This is a genomic window from Clostridium estertheticum (genome assembly GCF_018861295.1).
In the GTDB taxonomy this organism is placed as follows: domain Bacteria; phylum Bacillota; class Clostridia; order Clostridiales; family Clostridiaceae; genus Clostridium_AD; species Clostridium_AD estertheticum_D.
Genome location: NZ_JAHLDM010000003.1, coordinates 313,813 through 329,498 on the forward strand (window position 1 = coordinate 313,813; position 15,686 = coordinate 329,498).

Here is a 15,686-nt window from a genome sequence, read left to right on the forward strand (position 1 = left end):
TGCATAGCAGCGAGATTTTTATAATTTATCTATATCCGTTCTTTTTATCTATTGCCTCATCTCTAATTTCTGATCTCATACCATCAATTGCATCTTCTCTTCTATCATTCTTTTGTTCTAGTGTCTTCTTCTCTTTATCATTATCTGTTATTTCAATAGTATCCTGTGTAAGATTAAAGTTTTCAATAGTATTACTAATATTTTCTTGGATTTTATCTACATTATCTCTTCTATCATCTGGTTTGTTTTTCATAATTTAATATCCCCTTTTGTTTTATTTAATAAATATCTATTATCATTATTATTATCTCTACAAAGATATTTATTATACAAGAAAACATTAAAAGGTATATTTACAAGAAAAATTATTTATCCATTAACGAAGAAAACTTAATAAAGAAAGGAATTAATCTCTATTTTTCTCCATCCATTCAACAGTCCAATCGATTAATGGTCTTTGCTTCATAAATCTTACATCGGCATTTCCAACTTTATGAATTATAATATTTTTTGCTTTATCGTATTCATTTCCTAATTTTACAAAATCTTTATCATCTACTGCTTGAGTATTGTATGTTACCCATTCTCTCTTACCACTAGTCATTATTGCACTACTTTCATTCATAAATTTTTTCTTAGAAAAGTTTGCTCTAGTTTCAGCCAAATGTAGTGATGTATTTTTTTCATATCCAACACCAATTAATAATACATATCCATCTAATTCATACAATTTATCTATTGGAGAATTTTCGCCAAAAATATTGCTTAAATCATGTTCTTTTGTAATATACTGCGCATGTTTACCGAATGCTGCTATTGAGCGTGCTGGGTGCTCTGTTCTTTTCGCCCCTGGCCACTTTCTAAACATTTCAGCCACTACTCCCATACCAATTGCAGGTGTAACTTCTTTATCATATGCGGGCCAGTTTTCACGAATTATAGGCCACCATTCCTCTGGTTCTTCCCAATGTACTCCAGTTGATGGATCAAGATTTTTCCAAGTTTGAGATGGCATCATTAATGTTCCTTCTTCTCCTACTATTTCAATAAGCGCTCTTATTAACGTCTCTGCTCCGCCTACAACAAACCCTAAACTCTTTAATGAAGTATGCACAAATATTGTTTGCCCTTTGGCTAATCCACAATTTGTAAATTGATCTATTAAGTTTTCTTTAGTTAATATTACTCTTGTGTCTTTTTTATAATGATGTAATGTCATATTCTATTCCCCCTTACCCCCCTGCACATAATGTTATTTTAAATCTTATCCACCTATATTTTCTTTTGTGATTATATGATTCTACAAAACATTGCAGAGTCCTGCTAATCCCTTAATATTGGCTTATGTTTAATAACAGTGTTGATAATATTACAATTTTTAGAAAATCGCGTAACAAAAATTAATTACTTTGACATAAATTCATCTTTCAAAATCGAATAATATAATCTATCTATATATTCTCCATCATGATAAAAGAAATCTCGCAATGTTCCCTCATAAACCAATCCACATTTTTCGATAACTTTACGAGAAGGGATATTTATTGATTTATGACATATTTGAACTTTATGCAAATTCATTTTATCGAAACCATATTTGATAACAGCCTTTGTTGCTTCTGTTGCAAGACCTTTTCGCTGAAAAAGACTTCCAATGCAATATTCAATTTCTGCAAAATGATTATTGTTATCTACTAAAAAATATGCAATTTGACCTATACATTCATCTGTTTCTTTTAATATAACAGCCCATCTGTAGTAACCATCTTTTTCATAAGAACTAAGATACTTATCGAGTAGTTCTTTAACCTCCTGCTTTGTACTATAAACTGGTTCAGAATATAGTGATTGAATTTCAGGGTCACTAATCCAATATTTTAGCATATTTTCATCATCTGTATATTCAAAGTTTCTTAAAATTAATCTTTCTGTTTCAATTTTCGCAGTACCAACATGTGTTAACATAATTTCAATCCTCTCATTCACAAAAGATTACTGTTGTGTCCGTATATAATTATACAATATAGTAATATAGTTGTTCAAATATTTAACAAAATTAAATATAAATTGCTTTCCTGATTTTAAAATCTTTTAAATTCGCCTTATATATTCATCCGATAATATGAAAATAAAAAACTGAATATTTTTAATGAATATAATCAATTATATATAATATATAACAATTTAAAATTTATGAGGAGATGTCCTATGGAAACAAAATCTGATACAACTTGTTTAACTTGGCATGAAATTTTAATAAAGAAAGGAATTAATCCAGAAATATCAAAATCATTGATTGGATTTACTTCCTGGAATCAAAAAGAAATTCCTAATAAACTTGGAAAACATATTACAGATATTCTACAAGAAAATATTGGAAAAGTAATTGTAAAAGATGTTATTGGTACTAGATATAACGATATAGGATTATTATTTTTAAATAATGATATGTCTGAGGATATAGCAACTATGGTTTTTAATACAATTATGGAATATGAGCAAGAAGAAGTTTATGATATTTTGTAAATTACGTAACTTAGTCACGTAAAAACAAAAAACCAGTATAATCATACTGGTTTTTTATAAATTGTTGCTATTAATCTCTATTTTACTTCCTCCACTAATACATCTAAATACTTGTCATTTTTATTCAATTCCGCTTTAGCGTAAGGACAGATAGGAATTATTTTTTTGTTTGTATCTCTCGCTAAACTAACAATCTTTTCTAACAATTGTCTAGCTACATTTTGGCCTCTTAACTCATCAGATACCAAAGTATGATCGATAGTTATTGCATCTCCACTATATACAAATTCCATCTTAGCGAGTGGTTTTTCTTCATTATCACCCACATAAAAACTCTTTACTCCTTTTTTTATATCTAACAAACTAAACCCTCCTTTAGTATAAATATATTTATTCTTTTATAATGATAATACTACATTAAATTCTACTTTTCATTAAAATATTACTTTTAACCATTTACTATAACTAACATCATCTTAAATCTCTCATTAGCCACGAGTCCATGAGGTGTATTTGCTGGCATTAATATTATTTCGCCTTCATTAACAATAACTGGATCATTATCTCCTATTGTTATTGTAACTTGACCCTCTGTTACATATACTAAAGCGTCTCCCGGTGCTGAATGTGTACTTATTTCTTCACCCTTATCAAAAGCAAATAGCGTTATGCTAACGTTATTAGTTTGTGTTAATGTTTTACTCACAACTTGATTTTCTACATATAATACCTCTTCTTTTAGTCCTAATGCCTTTGCAACCTCTATATTCTTGAAAAATTTAGTGTTCATATTTTTTTCCTCCTAATATTTTGTTTTCACATATTCTTGCTTTCCTATGTCTTTATTTTATCCTTATTTAAGTTATAATAATGTGATTTGAATCAAATTATTTGGATTATAAATATTTTTTATATAAGTCTCTCAAAATTATGATTTTTAGGCCTAGCATAATTAAACCTTTGTCCAAAACATTCACGCGTAAGTAATCCCTTTTCTGAAGAAAAATCCACTACATGCTCTAAAACTTTAACTATCTTTTCTTTTTCTGAATCAGTAATATCTAATTTCACTCCATATATATATTTATTTTCTTCAATTTCTTCTCTCCACGACATATAACCTTTAGCATAAATTTTTGTATCAGCAATAACTATACTAAATTCTAAGATTGTATTCTCATCTATTACTAAATTAATATCAGTAATAAATTGAATACCATCATGTGAGATATTATCTATTCGTATAGTGACCCACTGCGAAATGCCCGATTTATTACTTATTTTGTGCACTTTCATTTTCGCAACAAAATTATTATTAAGTTTATATCTTTTATATGTTCTTCTATCAACATTCACCGTACATTTTCTAATACAATCTACATCATATGAACACTTATCCGAATTCTCTAAAGTTCCATTTTTATTTAATTCATTAAGCCTTATCATAAACTGTTCATGGTCATCATCGCCAGCCTTATTAATAAACTTAACTCCATATCTATATATGCCACCATCGACTTCTTCTTTCCTCACAATATAACCATAAAAAGCAGTACACTCCTCTTCAACTATCAACTTAAACTCAATAATCATAATATCACTTACTGGCAGATTTAAGCTAGAAAGAAACTTGAGTCCACCAGAGCTGATATTTTCTACACAGATATTTCCTTTTCCTGTAGTGACAATTTTATTATTAAATTTAACAATAGAAATTTGTGTACAAATTGGTGTCTTACATTCAATTCTAGAATATTTTCTAATGCCTCTTGTTTCCATAAAACCGTCCTTTCTAAATCGAGATATATTACATATTAAATATATTTTATTATCGTACGATTCCGCCAAGTTCTGAACTATCACTCTCTAAAATTTGTAACTAATATGTCTTTAATATATGTAATAATACAAAGAAAATTTACTTACTTTTCTTAATTCTAAAGCAATTCAAAGTAAAACAGACAAAACCGAAGCTTGTTTAAGATATATTTTACATTTGAGTTATACTGGGGTTATATGAGCTTATATGATATAATACTAATATAGCTCGAAAAATAAAATATTATTTAGGAGGACAACAAATGAATATATGTATATTAGGTGGTGGAAATATAGGTACACTTTTAATGGGAGACATCGGAAGAAACGAGAATATTTCTGTAAGGCTATTGACTTCCAGACCAGATGATTGGAACCATATTATTGAGGTTTGTGATAATGATGGTACAATTAAACACACGGGAAGGATAGATATTATATCTAATAACCCAGAGGAAATAATAAAAGATGCTGACATCATTATATCCACACTTCCATCTTATATATTTAGCAAAACGCTTCAAAGAATAAAGCCTTTTCTTAAAAAGGGAGTTTGGATTGGCATGATGCCAGGTAATGGTGGTGGAGAATTCTATTGCAACGAACTTATTGAAAACGGCTGTACAATATTCGGATTTCAGAGAGTTTATGGCATAGCTAGATTAAAGGAGTACGGAAAATCTGTATATGACTTAGGTAAGAAAGAAGAACTTTTTATAGGAGCTATTCCTGCTAGTAATACATCAAAAGTATGCACGGCATTAGAATCCATACTTAGCATGAAGTGTAATCCACTAGAAAATTTTCTGCAAGTTTCACTATCACCAGGCAATCCAATTCTTCATACTGCAAGGCTTTATGAAATTTTTCACCATTATAAAGAAGGAGTATATTTTGAAAGTATGATTCAATTTTATAACGAGTGGACGGATGAATGCTCAGAGCTGTTAATAGCTACTGATGAAGAGTTACAGACTTTATGCCTAAAACTTGGGACTATTGATTTGAAGAAGTTTGGTTTTATAAAGGAGTATTTCGGAGCGGATTCCGTAGAGCAGATGACTGCGCAAATCAGCAATAAACCTGCACTTAAAACTATACACTCTCCACTTATAAAAACGGAAAATGGGTATATTCCAGATTTTAATTCAAGATACTTTCTTGAAGATTTTCCATATGGACTATGCATTATTAAGAGTTTTTGCGAATTGGCGGAAGTTAAAACTCCATTTATTGATAAAATTCTTATGTGGTTTGAGAACTTTTTCGGGGTTGAATATTATGTAGATGGTAACTTTATAGGAAAAGATTTAAAAGGTCTTCCACTTCCACAAAATTTCGGGATAAAATCAATAGAAGATGTATTTGCATATTACAAGTAAATTGGGATTATCCTGGACAGTACTACATTAAAGTACTGTCCAGGATTTTTTTCTAAAATTTCTTAAGGAGAAGACGTAAAATGGTGAAAAAATATAATAAACACAAAAATGATTCTGAAAATATTAATAATTTAATCAATCATCATGGAATCGGTAATACTAAAAAATCAGCAATAATTCTTTCGCAAGAGGAAGTAGATAGCTTTATTTGTGCCAAAAAGTTATCTGGGCTTGCACTTAGTATTGGTGTATCTTTATGTAATATTGCAGTTATTTCGTCAATATTAATGTACACCCTCATAGACGACTACATTATTTGGGAGGATATGCTTGGACTAATTGTACCATTAGCTATCCTTTTATCCGCTATACCTTTTTTAATTTATTCCGGTAAGAAGTTAAAAAAGTACAAATATCTAAGAAATGGTTTTGATTATTCTCTTGATGTAGCTTTATCTATTGAACTAAGAGACTCTGCTTTTGTATTAATTTACTTTTGGTCCTCCTTTATTGCTGGATGCCTTTTTATTATGTCACCTTCAGCAATTGGGATGGAGAACAAGTTTTATAATGACCAATCTAATTACGGAATAGTTGCTATGCTTACAATAGTTTGTATTGCTGCTTTTATATTCATCTATGTTGGTTGTATTAATGAGGGCTATAAAATACTTTTAAATAAAAAAGACTTTTCAAAAATAAAGACTCACCATAATAAACTTACCCTTAGAGTTGTCGCTGCAATTTGGTCACTTTCAGGATCTATTTTCTTTATTCGCGGATGTATTTTTAGTCAATGGAGTATTATTATATTCCCTATTACAGGTATTTTAGTATATATCTATAATAAATCACAATACTCTACTTAATTTAAAATTGAATATACGTATATATTAAAAGGGAATTCATTTATTGAATTCCCTTTTGTTGCTAAAATTCACTTATTAATAAAAGTGGTTTTCATTTTATTATTAGTAATTATCTTATTGATTTATTTTAATACTTTGCTTAAATTGAGCATTTATAGTTATATATATGTATTTTCATGTCAATATAATGACGTTTTATGCTTTTAGTATTTAATTACAAAATTATATAGACTATGATGTTAATTAAAGTAAGTCTTGTAAAACTGAAAAATAATAACATAGGAAATTTAATTTTAGTTCTTAAATAAGTTTTAAAATGAATCCATTTGTTAAGGGGTGTTAGAAATTAAAAAAATAATCATTTCAAGTTTTATTATAATGTGTGTTAGTATTGTTTTAGGTAAAGTCCTAAGCAATTGGGTATTATCTATTAAAATCTGTGGAAGTATAGCTTTAGTATGTTTTGGTTTAGCAGGAACATTAAATGGTAGTTCTATCAGAAAAAACATGTTTAGATCAGTTACCTCCATTGACAAAGAAGACGATAAAATGGTAAGAAGCAAAATCACTAATTTTGCGATGGTTATAGGATCAACTAATACTATTTTGGCTGTTATTATTTTTTTCTTAATAAAATAGAGCTAACGTACTTGAAATTGTAGGAGCGTGGAATTATGGATAAAAGAGATGAACAAGCTAATAGAGAATCTTATTCTAATCTTTATTCCTATTTATATATGTCTACAGCCTTAAATCCATTATGCTTTATATCTTCAGCTGTTATATTTTTATCTAGATGCATACAATAAACCTTATTTCTGAATTCGTGAGGAATTGTATCACAAAGTTTTCTTAGTGATAAGTGAGCATTTCCCTCATAATCTAATCCACATGTATCTTGATAAATTCTACAAATCTGTCCATTTTTCAGCTTATCTACTATTGTATTACTTATACCATTAGCATCACCACTATAATAAAACGCGCTTCCATTTAATTTCATTATAAATCCATATGCCGGTATTGTATCAACATGAGAAACAGGCATAAAATCTATACTAAAATCTCCAAGTTGCATATCATTTATATCTTCTGTTTTATTACTATTAAGGTTGTACATTTCAGTACTTACCCCTATGCTAGTTAAAAACTTTTCTATTAGTTCCTTTTGTGGAAAAAAAATAGTTGGTTTATGTTTTAAAATATAATACGAATAAAATATAACATCTCCAAGACTCCCAACATGGTCAGGATGTGTATGAGTTATAACAATATACAAATTTTCAAGTTCATCAAACATGCTTAATTCTTGCAACTTATGAAAAACTGTTCCTCCACAATCAATAAGAATTAAACTGTCATTTTTCTTTACAAATGCACTTGTATTACCAATCTCTGTATTAAAAGCACTTCCCATTCCAATAAAATTAAGCATTTTCTCCTCCTATAATATAAATTAGTTTCACCATATATTACTTTACTATGTACTATTATAACAATATATTTATATCTTAATCTTTTTCAATCGATCTTTTTAATTAGTATTTATTATTAATTAAAAATAACTCTTTACAAATACCAATTGCCGTGTTATTATTAACTCATAAACAAAGAAGCATAATTAACTGTTAACCTTCATTAGATAAAGTAAGAAAATCGCTAATAGAAAGGGGATAGTCCAATGTATCAAATTAAATCTTCAGAGTTTTTAGAGGTTAGTAAAATTTTATAAATAAGATGTCTTTAGGATATGTGATAAGACAAAGAACAATAACTTACATTAAAACAAATTGCTAACTCTACCTAATTTAAAATTAAATATATGTATATATTAAAAGGGAATTCATTTATTGAATTCCCTTTTTGTCATTAAACTTACTTGTTAATACAAATAATTTTTTATTTTCTTATTGAATTATTTTAATACTTTTTAAAAATCCAGCATTTATAAGTTATATTTCTGTATTTTCATGTCGCCATAATGACGTTTTATGTTTTAAGTATTTAATTACAAAAATATATAGAATATGATGTTAACATAGTTTATATTTATAGTAGTACAAATTATATGAGGAGGAATAAAATGGGGTTATTTGGACCAAGTAAAAAAGAAGTTTGGGAACAACTATCTAGGGAGATTAATGCAGATTATATAGAGGGCGGTTTCTTTAAAAACGGTATGGTAGAGGCGCGTGTGGGTAATTGGATTATCTTGTTTGATACATATTCTTCTGGTAGTGGGAACAATTCTAGAACATATACACGAATAAGAGCCCCCTTTAAAACTTTTGATAGCTTTTATTTTAAAATTTATAGAAAAGGACTTTTTAGTGATTTAGGCAAACTTTTAGGTATGCAGGATGTTAGTGTTGGGTATAGTGAATTTGATGAGAACTTTATAATAAAGGGTACTAACAGTGAAAGACTAACTCAATTATTTTCAAATGAAAAAATAAGAAATTTATTAGAACTACAAAGCTCAATACACTTAGAAGTTAAAGATGATGACGGTTTTTTTGCTAGTGACTTTCCAAGCAATGTAGATGAATTGTATTTTGTGGTAAATGGTGTAATTAGGGATATTGAACGACTTAAAGAGCTTTACGAGTTATTTGCAGAAGTACTAAAAGAACTTTGTGTTATGAGTATAGCTAGTAGTGAACAAGTGGATGTTAATCTGAAATAGCTACTTTGTAACCTCACTCTTAACGATATTTATTATTTATTATTAATTAAAAATTAAATATGTATATATATTAAAAAGGAATTCATTTATTGAATTCCCTTTTTGTTGAATTACATATATTTTGAACTTTATTTAGTTGTTTTTCTAAAGAACAAGTAACTGTTTCCTCATTTTCTGACTCTACTCCATTGTATTCCAATGAAACTATATTGGGATTTGTATAATTTAAAACCCATTCTAACAATTTATAATCTTCATTTTTCATAGCTTGATGTGTATCTTCCGGAAAACCATTTTTATCATAACCAGAACCATTTATATGGATTTCTGCAACACGATTAAGTGGTAATCCTCGAATGTAATCATGAATATTCCAGCCACGATATTGTGCAGTAATCTTTGCGTGGGTAAGATCAAGCAAAAATGATACATCATTATCTGTTAACAATCGACTAATTTGTTCTGGCATAATATAAGGGTAATGATCAATCGTTAGTGAACTACCACCACTTATAGAAGTGGATGGCTTCTTGGTCAATACTACTACTGTAGCAAGTTCGTCTCTTCCGGAGCCGTGTGCGTCTCTTGCAGAGACGTATCCAAGCTATCAAGGTCATTCCAACCTCTCTAACAATATATCTTTTATTATATTGCTAATTTTAGTAAATTTTTGCTAGCGTTTATATCTCTATCCATTATCATCCCACATACTGGGCATATATAAGTTCTGCATGATAAGTCTTTAGTTTGACTTGATTGATTACCACACTCAGAACATAATTGACTACTTGCATAATTTGATGGTGCTACTATTATTTCTCTACTATACCATTTTGCCTTATATTCTAACATTCTTCTAAACTCTGACCAGCTAACATCAGATATTGATTTTGCTAATTTATGATTTTTTACCATATTGCTAACTTTTAAGTCCTCAATCACTATAACTTGGTTTTCGTTAATTAATTGAGTGCTTACTTTGTGCAACATATCTTTCCTTTGGTTAGATATTTTCTCATGTAATTTTGCTACTTTTATTTTAGTTTTTTTTCTGTTATTGCTACCCTTTTGTTTTCTTGATAAATCTTTTTGAAGTTTAGCTAACCTTTTAGCTGATTTCTTTAGGTATTTAGGATTATGAAAAACCTCACCATTACTTGTTATTGCAAACTCTTTAATTCCCAGATCTACACCTATTTTACTACCTGTTTTAGGCAATTGAATATTTTCAGCGTCAACTAAAATAGATACATAATATTTTCCACTTGGAACTTGTGATATAGTGCAAGATTTAATTAACCCATTGAATTCTCTATGCTGCTTTATTTTTATCATAGACTTTAATTTAGGTACTTTGATATGCTTATTTTCAATATACACAGTACCATTTTGATTATTAGTTGTATAACTATTGGTATTAGTTTTCTTCTTGAACTTAGGAAAACCAATTGATTTATCTCTAAAGAAATTATTATACGCTTTACCTAAATTCATTTGAGCATTAGCTAAAGCAAGACTATCGACTTCTTTTAGCCACTCAAATTCAGATTTGTATTGTGCTGGTGTTGGATATTTCATTGCCTTAATATCTAGGTCTTTATTTTCTTCATATGATTTAATTCTTTCATCAAGCATTCGGTTATATACAAACCTAGTGCATCCAAAAGTCTTGGCTAAATATATTTTTTGCTCAATATTTGGATATAACCTAAATTTATAAGCCTTTAACATTTTCTCACCTCATTTCAATCCTTGGTTTTCTATATATTTTCTAACTATATCTATAGGGGCACCACCAGTTGTTATAAGGCAGTAACTTTTACTCCAAAAATACTCTTTCCATAATTGGGTTTTGATTGATAAAAACTCTTTTTTTATAAGTCTACTACTAGCACTTTTATATGCGTTTATAAACTTAGATATATCCGTATTTGGATAACCTCGAAACAATAGATGCACATGGTCTTTATCATGATTCCATTCATCTAAAGTAATATTATATTTGGGGCATATATACTCGAATATTTCCTTTAGTCTATTTGACATTTCATCATTTATTACTTTTTTTCTATATTTTATAACCAATACTAAATGATAATTTAGCAAGAATACCGAATGATTATTAGTATCTAATTCCAATATATCACCTACCTTATAAATTTACTACTGACCACATATTACTATTAATAGTTTGCCAAAGATTTATTATTTTATGTATCTAACCTAAAATAATAAAGGCTGTCCATCCCCCACCTGTAGAGGATGGGAGAATTCCGCCTATTAAGGTTAAATGCTCTTTCGGCGTATCAGCAATATTTTCAAGTAATAATGGAACTGTTAATTTGTTTTTAAAAATCTGAATCTGTTTAGACATACGTTCATATATATTTTCATCAGTCATACCAGGATACATATCTGAATTTTTAATTGCAAGATGAATACCATAATGCGGAGAATTGCACTTTTTTATAAGATTATTTGCAGAATTAAAATCTATGATTTCTATATTTTCCATTCCCGTACGCTCAAAATATCCTAGACCATGGAGTAGAAGTGGTCGCATTGAACGCATAATTGAAAACTGTTCATTAAATGTCCCATATGCACCTGACTTAATATAATCTACACTAACAGATTCCTTTTCAAGAAGAAATTTCAAAGATTTTGACCAATTACACCCGATATACATATTTTATAGCACCCCCTTATCACATTTATATAATTTAATTAATCCCTTAAAATAAAATTTACTATACAATTAGGTTAATATAGTTTAACCTATATATCAATAAATAAAAGTCCCATCTATGCCAGTACAGAATTAAATGAATTGTTAATTTTTGTAGAAACGTTAATTTGATTTAATGAAAATAGTAGTATATAATAGCAAATAATTAATATGGGAGAAAGAGCCTTGGATTTTTCCAAAACTCTTATTTTGTAAAAAAATATTTTAGGAGGCATAATATGTCCGTATCAGGAGTTTTCATTCCATTAGTAACACCATTTAAAGAAGGCAAAATAGATTATATTTCATATAAAAGTTTAGTTGATTTTTATTTAAATAAAGGAGTTCATGGTTTTATTCCTTTGGGCACAACTAGTGAAAGTCATACACTTTCAGAACTAGAATATGAAAAGGTACTTGAAAAAACTATTGAGTACACGAATGGATCAGTACCTATTTATGTTGGTTTAGGTGGGAATAATACAAAAAAAGTAGTAGAGAAACTTAAGATATTGGAAAAATATAAAATAGATGGAATATTATCTGTTTCACCTTATTATACCAGGCCTGATCAAAGAGGGATTTTCCAGCATTTTAAGAGTATATCAGAAGCAACTTTTTTAGATATTATATTATATAATATACCTTATAGAACTGGACGAAATGTAGAAAATACAACAATTCAAAAATTAGCTGAGCTAAAAAATATAGTTGGGATAAAGGATTCAAGCGGAGATATTGCTCAAACAATAGAATTAATTTTAAATAAACCTAAAGATTTTTCTATATTAACCGGCGAGGATGCTTTGTTTTACACAACACTTTGTTTAGGTGGAGACGGAGGTATTCTAGCCTCTGCACATATTAATACTGAATGTTTTATTAAAGTATATAATGATATTGCAAGCAATAATAGTAAAGCAGCATTAGAAACTTGGAATAAACTATATAAGTTTATACCAAGTTTATTTGAAGAACCTAATCCAGCTCCTTTAAAATATTGTTTGAAAAGGCTAGGGCTTATAGATTCTTCAGAGGTTAGATTACCCTTAGTAGAAATTACAGAGAAATTACAAAAGAAACTAGATACTATAATTGGATTTTAATTTAGCTATGGATATGATAAATGCATGCGCTAATAGGATCGGTGCAAGTGCAAGTATTGCTATTATTGAAGCTAATAAATAAACAAAAAAATTTCTTTTCTTCTTTTAACCTAGCGTAATTGCTAGGCTTTTTTTATCTCTTTTATCTATGTTTTTATATTGTTTTTTCCTCAATACTATTTGCTTTAGTAATCAAATTTAATTTTTTAAATCCTTTATTGTAAAACCATATTGCATTTAAAAGAAGTAAACTACTTGTAATAAAAAACACATATTTAATACCAAAATGCGCAGCTATTTGTCCTCCAAACACAGAACCACTAAAACTGCCTAGGTAAAATGCAGACATATTAAATCCAAAGACCCTTCCGGCAATAGCATCTGGAGTTATCTTTTTAAGTAATGAATTAATTGATGGAACTAATCCGGCCGTTGCAAATCCAAGTAGAAAACGTAGCCCCATTAGTTGCCATGGATTTTTTACAAAAGCTTGAGGTATAAATATAATCCCTGACACAATAAGAGCTATAAGCATAACCTTTTGTGGTCCAATTTTATCGGACAATTTTCCAAGCCTAGGAGCAGCTATTACACTTGATAGTCCCGCTGCGGAAAATACTATACCAGAAATTAGTGCAATATGCGATGTATTTTTTGATAACTGAGATATATATACAGTTATTATAGGTTCAATAGAAAAATAGGCAAGTTGTAATACAAATGAAGTTACAAACATAGTTACAATAAGGCTAGAATCAGGTAATTGCCTCCATACTTCTTTGGTACTTAAGACCTTTTTTTCTTCTGGTATAAATGTCTCTTTAACAAACAACAAAGTTGCAATGAATGCAACAAATGTTAGTATTCCAGTTAAAAAAAATGTAAATTGTAATCCTAAAATTTCATCCAAAGATCCACCAATTAAAGGTCCAAGTAGAGACCCAGAAACAGATGCTGTTGAAAGTACTCCTAGAGCCCATCCTACATGTCTTTTTTCTGTCTGAGTTGCTATAAGAGTGATACACGCTGTACAATACCCACTTATCACTCCCTGAAGCATTCTTAATCCTATCAGTTGATATACATTTTGAGCCAGTCCCATACTTCCAACTACAATAGACATTCCAAGACTTGCACGTAAAAGCATAGGTTTTCTTCCAATTTTATCTGCTGCATAACCCCATATTGGTGAAAAAATTGCTGATAAAATATATGTAACTCCAAAAGCAATTCCTGATATCTGCTCAATTGCTTCTGTATTATGTATTCCTAACTGTTTTATATAAAGAGGCATAATAGGAGCTATTTGACTGATGCCTACCATTGTAACAAATGTTCCAAACCAACAAACAATTAAATTTCTTTTCCATATTTTCATAAATATATCTATCCCTTCTTATTTATGTTTATTTTATTGTAATAAAATAAACGTTATATCATATGATGCTTTCTAATATAATAATAAACTATATTAGAAAGCTTGTAAACTATAAAACATAGTTTAAAAATACTGTTTGTAGTTTGATAAAAATAGATTATAATGATAAACTATTTTTAATAAGTAAAATTGGAAAGGGCGATTAAATTATGCAAAAGCGAAACTTAACCAAGGAAAAAATTATTGAAACAGCTGTTTTGTTGGCCGATGAAATTGGAATTAATCAGATTACTTTCCAAAAGATTGCGGAAAAACTGGGTATAAAATATCAATCTTTATATAATCATTTTGCTAATATAGATAATCTTAAAATAAAAATGACAGTATATCTTTTAACTAACTTGAATTTAGAGCTAATGCAAAGGTTAGTTGGTAAAAGTGGTGAAATTGCTATCAGAGAGTTTGCATACGCTTATAGAGATTTTGCTTTGGAAAATAAGACTGCTTATGGAGTTTATATGAATGTTCCAAATACACAAGATGATGATGTAAAACGTTTAGCCGATGGAATTAACATTATTATACGCAAGATTTTAAATTATTATATAACGGACGAAAGTCTCACAATTCATAAAAGTAGAGAATTGAGGAGCCTTCTGCATGGCTTTGTCTCTTTAAGTGCACATGGATATTTTCAAAATCCGGTAAACTTAGAGACGAGTTTTCAAATAATGATTGATGATTTCATTACGTCTATTTTAAGGAATAGGAGCGAATTTTGTGGTTAAGGCTTCAGTTGGAGCAAGAGATTTTAGTTTAACTATGAAAGTGACAAATGTACTATATTGCTTAAAGATGAACATTATGTTCTCTTTTCAATGTATTAGATTTGCCCAGTAACAAATTGCACCAAAATAATAACGCTAGCTACTGAAACCATACAATAAACCAGGGAAATATTTTTCTGAAACTATAATTAACCTTTGAATGATTTTTGGATTCTTTTTTCTTTTTATAAGCAGTAACAAAGGCAAAAATAAGAGATATCGGTATAATCATAGTAGTTCTTGTGAGCTTAACAATAGTAGCATAGACTCCTGCTGCATTACTATATACATATCCAGCAGCAACTACGGAAGACGTATCATTTATAGCTGTACCTGCCCAAAGCCCGAAAGCTTTATAACTGTAGT

At 29.0% G+C, this 15,686-nt stretch carries 19 protein-coding genes and 1 pseudogene; 7 read left to right on the forward strand and 13 right to left on the reverse strand.

The window, feature by feature from the left end:
• Positions 1-25: 25 nt before the first annotated feature.
• From tlp to KPL54_RS05545, 3 genes are all read right to left on the reverse strand, one after another.
• A complete protein-coding gene (gene tlp, locus KPL54_RS05535; RefSeq protein WP_216105621.1) occupies positions 26-253 on the reverse strand; it encodes a small acid-soluble spore protein Tlp in 228 nt (75 codons plus the stop codon).
• 153 nt (positions 254-406) lie between these two features.
• Positions 407-1,219, reverse strand: coding sequence for an aminoglycoside N(3)-acetyltransferase (locus KPL54_RS05540; protein WP_216105623.1), 813 nt, complete (start codon positions 1,217-1,219; stop codon positions 407-409).
• A 185-nt stretch (positions 1,220-1,404) separates the two neighbouring features.
• The gene (locus KPL54_RS05545; protein ID WP_216105625.1) at positions 1,405-1,965 is read right to left on the reverse strand and encodes a GNAT family N-acetyltransferase; all 561 of its coding nucleotides are present in this window, start codon (positions 1,963-1,965) and stop codon (positions 1,405-1,407) included.
• A 243-nt stretch (positions 1,966-2,208) separates the two neighbouring features.
• On the opposite strand from KPL54_RS05545, the gene KPL54_RS05550 reads away from it, so the two are divergent.
• On the forward strand, positions 2,209-2,526 hold the full coding sequence (locus KPL54_RS05550) for a hypothetical protein (RefSeq protein WP_216105626.1): 318 nt from the start codon (positions 2,209-2,211) through the stop codon (positions 2,524-2,526).
• A 77-nt stretch (positions 2,527-2,603) separates the two neighbouring features.
• On the opposite strand, the gene KPL54_RS05555 is transcribed toward KPL54_RS05550, so the two are convergent.
• The 3 genes from KPL54_RS05555 to KPL54_RS05565 form a co-directional block, all read right to left on the reverse strand.
• Positions 2,604-2,888 carry a GNAT family N-acetyltransferase gene (locus tag KPL54_RS05555; RefSeq protein WP_216105628.1) on the reverse strand — a complete coding sequence of 95 codons (285 nt, stop codon included), beginning with the start codon at positions 2,886-2,888 and terminating at the stop codon, positions 2,604-2,606.
• 86 nt (positions 2,889-2,974) lie between these two features.
• Positions 2,975-3,316, reverse strand: coding sequence for a cupin domain-containing protein (locus KPL54_RS05560; protein WP_171298148.1), 342 nt, complete (start codon positions 3,314-3,316; stop codon positions 2,975-2,977).
• A gap of 119 nt (positions 3,317-3,435) precedes the next feature.
• Positions 3,436-4,305 (reverse strand): PilZ domain-containing protein, encoded by an 870-nt coding sequence (locus KPL54_RS05565; RefSeq protein WP_216105630.1) that lies wholly within the window; start codon positions 4,303-4,305, stop codon positions 3,436-3,438.
• Between the two features lie 302 nt (positions 4,306-4,607).
• Between KPL54_RS05565 and KPL54_RS05570 the strand changes: the two genes are divergently transcribed.
• The 3 genes from KPL54_RS05570 to KPL54_RS05580 all read left to right on the forward strand — a co-directional run bounded on the left by KPL54_RS05570 (position 4,608) and on the right by KPL54_RS05580 (position 7,234).
• Positions 4,608-5,726 (forward strand): NAD/NADP octopine/nopaline dehydrogenase family protein, encoded by a 1,119-nt coding sequence (locus KPL54_RS05570; RefSeq protein WP_216105633.1) that lies wholly within the window; start codon positions 4,608-4,610, stop codon positions 5,724-5,726.
• Between the two features lie 80 nt (positions 5,727-5,806).
• Complete coding sequence (locus KPL54_RS05575; RefSeq protein ID WP_216105635.1) at positions 5,807-6,595, forward strand: hypothetical protein; 789 nt, start codon at positions 5,807-5,809, stop codon at positions 6,593-6,595.
• 378 nt (positions 6,596-6,973) lie between these two features.
• Positions 6,974-7,234 (forward strand): DUF5316 family protein, encoded by a 261-nt coding sequence (locus KPL54_RS05580; protein WP_216105637.1) that lies wholly within the window; start codon positions 6,974-6,976, stop codon positions 7,232-7,234.
• A gap of 88 nt (positions 7,235-7,322) precedes the next feature.
• On the opposite strand, the gene KPL54_RS05585 is transcribed toward KPL54_RS05580, so the two are convergent.
• The gene (locus KPL54_RS05585) at positions 7,323-8,030 is read right to left on the reverse strand and encodes an MBL fold metallo-hydrolase (protein WP_216105639.1); all 708 of its coding nucleotides are present in this window, start codon (positions 8,028-8,030) and stop codon (positions 7,323-7,325) included.
• Positions 8,031-8,678: 648 nt separating this feature from the next.
• Between KPL54_RS05585 and KPL54_RS05590 the strand changes: the two genes are divergently transcribed.
• A complete protein-coding gene (locus KPL54_RS05590) occupies positions 8,679-9,281 on the forward strand; it encodes a DUF3137 domain-containing protein (protein ID WP_216105640.1) in 603 nt (200 codons plus the stop codon).
• A gap of 82 nt (positions 9,282-9,363) precedes the next feature.
• Here KPL54_RS05590 and KPL54_RS05595 read toward each other — a convergent pair whose 3' ends face one another.
• The 4 genes from KPL54_RS05595 to KPL54_RS05610 all read right to left on the reverse strand — a co-directional run bounded on the left by KPL54_RS05595 (position 9,364) and on the right by KPL54_RS05610 (position 11,970).
• Positions 9,364-9,819: a multinuclear nonheme iron-dependent oxidase gene (locus tag KPL54_RS05595; RefSeq protein WP_253203353.1), complete on the reverse strand. Its 456-nt coding sequence runs from the start codon at positions 9,817-9,819 to the stop codon at positions 9,364-9,366.
• 107 nt (positions 9,820-9,926) lie between these two features.
• The gene (gene tnpB / locus KPL54_RS05600) at positions 9,927-11,012 is read right to left on the reverse strand and encodes an IS200/IS605 family element RNA-guided endonuclease TnpB (protein WP_216105641.1); all 1,086 of its coding nucleotides are present in this window, start codon (positions 11,010-11,012) and stop codon (positions 9,927-9,929) included.
• 9 nt (positions 11,013-11,021) lie between these two features.
• Positions 11,022-11,420: an IS200/IS605 family transposase gene (gene tnpA / locus KPL54_RS05605; RefSeq protein WP_216105642.1), complete on the reverse strand. Its 399-nt coding sequence runs from the start codon at positions 11,418-11,420 to the stop codon at positions 11,022-11,024.
• Positions 11,421-11,499: 79 nt separating this feature from the next.
• Positions 11,500-11,970 (reverse strand): hypothetical protein, encoded by a 471-nt coding sequence (locus tag KPL54_RS05610; protein WP_216105643.1) that lies wholly within the window; start codon positions 11,968-11,970, stop codon positions 11,500-11,502.
• 278 nt (positions 11,971-12,248) lie between these two features.
• Here KPL54_RS05610 and dapA point away from each other — a divergent pair, with 278 nt between their 5' ends.
• Positions 12,249-13,115 (forward strand): 4-hydroxy-tetrahydrodipicolinate synthase, encoded by an 867-nt coding sequence (gene dapA, locus KPL54_RS05615; RefSeq protein ID WP_216105644.1) that lies wholly within the window; start codon positions 12,249-12,251, stop codon positions 13,113-13,115.
• Between the two features lie 154 nt (positions 13,116-13,269).
• On the opposite strand, the gene KPL54_RS05620 is transcribed toward dapA, so the two are convergent.
• Positions 13,270-14,493, reverse strand: a complete 1,224-nt coding sequence (locus KPL54_RS05620) for a multidrug efflux MFS transporter (protein WP_216105645.1) — start codon at positions 14,491-14,493, stop codon at positions 13,270-13,272.
• A 209-nt stretch (positions 14,494-14,702) separates the two neighbouring features.
• Here KPL54_RS05620 and KPL54_RS05625 point away from each other — a divergent pair, with 209 nt between their 5' ends.
• A complete protein-coding gene (locus KPL54_RS05625) occupies positions 14,703-15,281 on the forward strand; it encodes a TetR/AcrR family transcriptional regulator (RefSeq protein ID WP_216105646.1) in 579 nt (192 codons plus the stop codon).
• A gap of 145 nt (positions 15,282-15,426) precedes the next feature.
• Here the strand turns inward: KPL54_RS05625 and KPL54_RS05630 are convergent.
• A pseudogene (locus tag KPL54_RS05630) lies at positions 15,427-15,684 on the reverse strand (putative sulfate exporter family transporter); the annotation flags it as partial.
• Positions 15,685-15,686 lie beyond the last annotated feature (2 nt).